This window comes from Herbaspirillum sp. B65 (assembly GCF_000333555.1).
GTDB classification, from domain to species: domain Bacteria; phylum Pseudomonadota; class Gammaproteobacteria; order Burkholderiales; family Burkholderiaceae_D; genus Herbaspirillum; species Herbaspirillum rubrisubalbicans.
The window spans coordinates 1-6,029 of sequence record NZ_BADI01000433.1; the positions used below are offsets into that span (position 1 = coordinate 1).

Here is a 6,029-nt window from a genome sequence, read left to right on the forward strand (position 1 = left end):
ATCTACCTATCACCACCATCGAGCGCTTGCTGGAGGATGGCAAGTCCATCGTTTCCAAGACCGATCTGCAAGGCAACATCACTTACGTCAATCCTTACTTCGTGGAAATCAGCGGCTTCGAGGAAGCCGAACTGATCGGCGCGCCGCAGAACATCGTGCGCCATCCCGAGATGCCGCGCGAAGCCTTCGCCGACATGTGGGCCACGCTCAAGGAAGGCCTGCCCTGGAACGGGCTGGTCAAGAACCGCTGCAAGAACGGCGACTATTACTGGGTTCAGGCCAACGTCACGCCAGTGCGCGAGAACGGTCGGGCCGTGGGCTACATGTCGGTGCGCACTCGCCCTTCGCGCGAACAGGTGCAGGCGGCCGAGAGCGCCTACCGCCGCTTCGTGGCCGGTCAGGCCCGCGGCCTGCGCATCCATCGCGGCGCCGTGGCCAGCACCGGCATCATGGGTTGGCTGCAAGGGTTGCGCGAGCTATCCATGGCCAAACGGCTGGCATGGATGATGAGCATCCTCACGCTGCTGGTCATTACCGGCGGCCTGGCGGCCGGCAGTGCCGTGCAATCGGCGGGTGGCAGTCCTTATGCGATCTGGCTGGGCACCCTGGGCGGCGCGCTCTTGCTGCTGGGTTCGTGGGCGGTCCTGCACGCCAGCATCGTGGCGCCGCTGCAACGGGCTATCAAGGCGGTGCATGGCCTGGCCGGTGGCGACCTCGACCTGCACATCGACACCACAGCCCGCGGTGACCTGGGCCTGCTGCTGCAGGCGTTGCAGCAACTGAACGTGAACCTGCGCGCGATCATCGGCGACGTGCGCCGCAACGTCGAATCGATGACCATCTCCACCGGCGAGATCGCCAGCGGCAACATGGATCTCTCCAGCCGCACCGAATCGCAGGCGTCGGCGCTGGAAGAAACTGCTTCCAGCGTCGAACAGTTCGCCGCCACCGTGCGCCAGAACGCCGACTCGGCCAGCAATGCCGACCGCCAGGCACAGACCGCCTCGGCCATCGCCCAGCGCGGCAGCGCCTCGGTGCAACGCATGGGCAAGACCATGGATGAGATCGACGCCGCCTCGCACAAGATCGTGGACATCATCGGCCTGATCGATGGCATCTCGTTCCAGACCAACATCCTGGCCCTCAACGCCGCCGTGGAAGCAGCGCGCGCCGGCGAACAAGGCCGCGGCTTTGCCGTGGTGGCCTCCGAAGTGCGTACCCTGGCCCAGCGCTCGGCGGCTGCCGCCAAGGACATCAAGAGCCTCATCGATGACTCGCGCGCCAAGGTCGAAAGCGGCAACCTGCTGGTGCGAGAAACCGCACAAGCCATGGGTGAACTGGGCGGTGCCGTGGAAAACATGGCAGTGACCATGGCCGAGATCACGGTGGCCAGCAACGAGCAGAGCGGCGGCATCGAACAATTGAATCAGGCGGTCAACGCCATCGATGAAACCACGCAGCAGAACGCAGCCTTGGTGGAACAGGCCGCAGCGGCTGCCGAAAACCTGCGCGACCAGTCTATCAAGCTGAGTCAGGCCGTGTCAGTTTTCAGGATCACCTATACCAGTGCCGGCCCGGCTACCGCCGCAGCAAGCGCACCGGCACTGCGCCGCAAGGAAGGCACGCTGGCGCTGGCGCAGTAAGTCAGCGATTGCGCACCAAGCGCACCGCCGCAAACATCGCTTTACACGGCCTTGCACAGCTTTACCCGTTGCCGGGCCATGAGCATCTTTGCAGGGCCGGCACGCTTGCCTATGATGGAACTCCTGCCCGCATCCTCCTTCAGCAGTAGGGATGCAGGCCACGATTTCATAACAAGGGAGTTTCACATGAGCGTGTCTTCGGTTTCCTCCGGCAACAGCAGCTTCTACAACAGCGTCATCCAACCCATCAAGAACGTCGCCTCCGAAGTCGGTGACGACATCGAGAGCGCCTACGACAGCACGGTCCATGCCGTCTCCTCGGCGGCCCACTCGGTGGCCGACAGCGTCACTTCCGGGGTCAAGGCCATCGGTAACATCATCGATACCAAGGCCTGATTCTGCGGTCGCTAGCGTTGCATTAGCCTTCACCAAACAAAACGGCCACAGCGCTTGCGCCGTGGCCGTTTTACTTGGCGGCAGCGGTCTTAACCGAGTGGACCGACCGCGCCTTCGAGCAGCTGCCAGGCCTGCTCGCCGAACTTGGCGCGCATGTCCTTGTAGAAGTTGGCCTGGGCCAGCGCCTGCTTGAAGGCAGCCTTGTCGGCCTCGACGATCTGCAAGCCCTTGGCTGCCAGGTCATTGCGCGCCAGTCCCGAGAACACGGCAATATCAGCCCGTTCATCGGTGGCGGCCTGGTCCAGTTCGCGGCGCACGATCTCCTGGATATCCTTGGGCAGTTTCTCGAAGGCGCGCCGGTTGCCCAGGATCCAGTAGGCATCCCAGACGTGATTGGAGAGCGTGCAGTATTTCTGCACTTCGTACAGACGCGCGGTGCTGATGATGGCCAGCGGGTTTTCCTGTCCTTCCACCAGCTTGGTCTGCAGCGCGGAATAGACTTCGTTGAAGTTGATCGGCGTGGGGCTCGCGCCCAGGGCAGTGAACAGCGAGGTCAGCATGGGTGCTGCCGGTACGCGCAGCTTGAGCCCCTTGACGTCGGCGGCATTCTTGACCGGCCGCGTGGAGGTGGTGATTTCCCGGAAACCATTGTCCCAGGGCTTGGACATGGTCAGCAGACCGACCTTTTCGATCTGCGCGCGCACGTGTGCACCCAAGGCGCCATCCATGGCCTTCCACACCGCCGCGTAATCCTGGAAGGCGAAACCGGTATTGACGATGCCGGCCGCCGGCACCAGCGTGGAGAGCACGGTATTGGCCTGGTTGAAGAACTCCACCCCGCCATTGCGGATCTGCGACATCAGGTCGGTATCCGAACCCAACTGGTTGGCCGGGAACAGCTTGATCTCCATGCGCCCGTTGGTGGCGTTGCGGATGCGGTCGATGGCTTCCTGCGCACGCTTGTTGACCGGGTGGGAGGGATCCTGGCCGGTAGCGAATTTATAAGTAAACTCGGCCGCATTGGCCGGCCGCGTGAGGATGGAAAACAAAGGCAGTGCGGCTACCACAGCGCCGGTTTTCAATACCTGGCGACGGCTCATTTTCTTGTTGCTTGGTTCGTCTTTCATCTCTGTCTCCTGTCATTTTCTAATGTTTTGGAATCGATGAAGCTGCGCCGGCCCATGGCATGGAGCGGCGCCTGAACAACTCAGTGGATCAACATGCCGCCATTGACGTCCAAGGTGATGCCGGTGCAGTACTGCGACAGGTCGCTGGCCAGGAAGACGCATACCCCGCCCACATCGTCCGGCCCGCCCAGGCGGCCCAGGGGAATGGTCTGGGCGATCTCGGCCTTCTTCTCGGCGCTCAGGATATCCTTGTTGATGTCGGTGGAAATGAGGCCCGGCGTGACGCAATTGACGCGAATGCCTTCCGGCCCGAACTCGCGCGCCATGGCCCGTGCCAGGCCCAGCACGCCAGCCTTGGCGGCCGAGTAATGCGGACCACCCAGGATGCCGCCGCCGCGCTGCGCCGACACCGAGGAGATGCAGACGATGGAACCGCTTTGCTGGGCGCGCATGGCCGGCAGCACCGCCTGCGACATGTAGAGCGTGCCGCGCAGGCTGACGTCGAGGATGCGGTCGTAATCCTGGCCGCTGATGTCGAGCAATTTGGCGGGCTGGGTGATGCCGGCATTGTTGACCAGGATGTCGATGCGGCCGAACTGCTTGAGTACGGCGGCCGCGGCGGCGTCGCAGGAGGCCTTGTCGGTGACGTCGGCCACCAGGCCCAGGTGGCCTTGCCCCAGGCGGGCAGCGGCACCGGCCGGTTCAGCCCGTTCCAGGTCGAGGATGACGACCCGCGCGCCTTGCGCGGCCATCAGGCGAGCAGTAGAAAATCCCAGGCCATTGAGGCCGGCGCCACCGGTGATGACGGCGACTTTGTCCTTGAGCAGCATTGTGTGGTCTCCAGAAAGTTGCGTGCGAAGAAGCAACAGCGAAGACGCCATGCCAGCCACCCAGGCCGGCATCGGATTGCAGCGCGTGTCTCCCTGTTGTTCTGGCGCCGATCTTCGAACTTTCACCCGGTGCGGACAAGTGATGCTTTGTCAGGAGAATGTGACGAAGCTTCATCTAGCGTAGCGATACGCTAAAATCGGCCGCACAGCCAAGCCCGCGCATGTTGCGACGCAGAAGAAACCTTCATAAGAGCAAAAAGCGAGACCTCATGATTCCACCCCTGACTTCCCTGATGGCCTTTGAAGCGATTGCGCGCCGCAAGAGTTTCAACCTGGCCGCCGCTGAACTGCACCTGACGCCTTCGGCCATCAGCCACCAGGTGGCGCGCCTGGAAAAGCTGCTGGGGCTGCGCCTGTTCGAACGCTCCACCAAGGGCGTGGAACTGACGCCGGCCGGCCAGAGCTATCTCAATCGCGTGGCCGGGGCGCTGGGGGCGATCAATTCGGCCACCGACGATCTGCGGCACGGCGTGGAAAATTCACTGCAGATCCATTCCAGCCCCAGCTTCGCCAGCCTGTGGCTGATGCCGCGCATCGGCCGCTTCACCCAGCGCCATCCCGATATCGCCTTTGGCCTGTCGGCGTCACCGGAAATCTCGGACTTCGAAATCGGCCAGGTCGATCTCGACATCCGCTGCGGCGTGCCGCACTGGCCGGACCTGGAAATCGAGCCGGTGCTGTCGGAACAGGTGATCCCCATGGCCAGCCCGGAGTTCCTGGCTCGCCATCACATCGACAACCCCGATGATCTGGTACTGGCGCCACTGATCCAGTCGCGCGGCAGCCTCCTGCAATGGCCGGAATGGTTTGCCCGCTACGCCCCGGACCTGCGCCCGGAACGCATCTCGCTGCGCTTCGACCGCGCCATGATGAGTATCGAGGCCGCCGTGCAGGGCTTGGGAGTGGTCTTCGAAAGCGACGCCTTCGGCGCCGAACACCTGGCCAGCGGGCGTTTGCAGCCAGTCTTTGCCGACCGCATGGCGCTGGAGATCACGCAGCACTTCGCGGTCTGCCCGGCACGCAACAAGTCGCGGCCGGAGGTGATCTGCTTCCTGCAATGGCTGCGCGAGGAAAGTGGCAAATCACCTGCCTGAGCGGAACAGCATCCGTCCTCGTTAAAAATCGAGGGTTTCTTTCCTTTTTCATCTTTGTCCTAGGACATAAATTATATTGTCCCAGACATAAGCTATACTGCGCCAATCGTCCATTCGACACGCTTGCACAGGATAGCCAGATCATGAAAACCGCGATTGCAATCCGCCATGTCCATTTCGAGGATGTCGGCATTCTCCATGAGGTATTGCGAGAACAGGCTTATGCACTGACCTATCTCGATGCCTGCCTCGACGACCTGGACACGCCGCTGGTGCAGCAGGCCGATCTGTTGATCGTGCTGGGCGGTCCGATCGGCGCCTATGACGATGCCCGCTACCCCTTCCTGGCCAGCGAACTGGCAGCGATCACGCGCAGGCTCGCGCGAGGCGCCCCCACCCTGGGTATCTGCCTGGGCGCACAATTGATGGCTCGGGCCATGGGGGCCGGGGTCGCACCCATGGGAGTGAAGGAAATCGGTTACGCGCCGCTGTCCTTGACCGAGGCGGGCCGGCATTCGCCGCTGGCTGCACTGGAAGACGTGCCAGTGCTGCATTGGCATGGCGACCGCTTCGACATTCCCGCACAGGCCACGCACCTGGCCGGTTCGGCGCTCTGTGCGCAGCAGGCCTTCGCCGTGGGCAGGCAGGTGCTGGCACTGCAGTTCCATCTGGAAGCCGACCCTAAGCGCATCGAACAATGGCTGGTAGGCCACGCCTGCGAGCTGGACCATGCCGGCATCGATCCGCGACACCTGCGCGATGCCGCCCAGCGCCTGGGCGGCCCGCTGCAGCAGGCCGCTCGCCACATGGTGACGCAATGGCTGGCCGGCTTGGCTTGATCGAGTATGAACAAAAGGACTAGGGCCTGTTCACATTTAA

6 protein-coding genes are annotated in these 6,029 nt (G+C 62.9%); 4 read left to right on the forward strand and 2 right to left on the reverse strand.

The features are described from left to right. Positions 1-1,643, forward strand: a 1,643-nt coding sequence (locus tag I5W_RS10305; protein WP_252716983.1) for a methyl-accepting chemotaxis protein, incomplete at its 5' end; no start/stop codon positions are given. 186 nt (positions 1,644-1,829) lie between these two features. Next, on the forward strand, positions 1,830-2,039 hold the full coding sequence (locus tag I5W_RS10310) for a hypothetical protein (RefSeq protein ID WP_044529148.1): 210 nt from the start codon (positions 1,830-1,832) through the stop codon (positions 2,037-2,039). 89 nt (positions 2,040-2,128) lie between these two features. Here I5W_RS10310 and I5W_RS10315 read toward each other — a convergent pair whose 3' ends face one another. Beyond that, positions 2,129-3,166, reverse strand: a complete 1,038-nt coding sequence (locus tag I5W_RS10315) for a TRAP transporter substrate-binding protein (RefSeq protein ID WP_044529149.1) — start codon at positions 3,164-3,166, stop codon at positions 2,129-2,131. An 80-nt stretch (positions 3,167-3,246) separates the two neighbouring features. Continuing rightward, entirely contained in the window at positions 3,247-3,996 is a 750-nt protein-coding gene (locus tag I5W_RS10320) for an SDR family NAD(P)-dependent oxidoreductase (protein WP_017455345.1), read from the reverse strand. Positions 3,997-4,265: 269 nt separating this feature from the next. Here I5W_RS10320 and I5W_RS10325 point away from each other — a divergent pair, with 269 nt between their 5' ends. Further along, positions 4,266-5,150, forward strand: coding sequence for a LysR substrate-binding domain-containing protein (locus tag I5W_RS10325; protein ID WP_044529150.1), 885 nt, complete (start codon positions 4,266-4,268; stop codon positions 5,148-5,150). A 143-nt stretch (positions 5,151-5,293) separates the two neighbouring features. After that, on the forward strand, positions 5,294-5,989 hold the full coding sequence (locus I5W_RS10330) for a glutamine amidotransferase (RefSeq protein WP_044529151.1): 696 nt from the start codon (positions 5,294-5,296) through the stop codon (positions 5,987-5,989). Positions 5,990-6,029 lie beyond the last annotated feature (40 nt).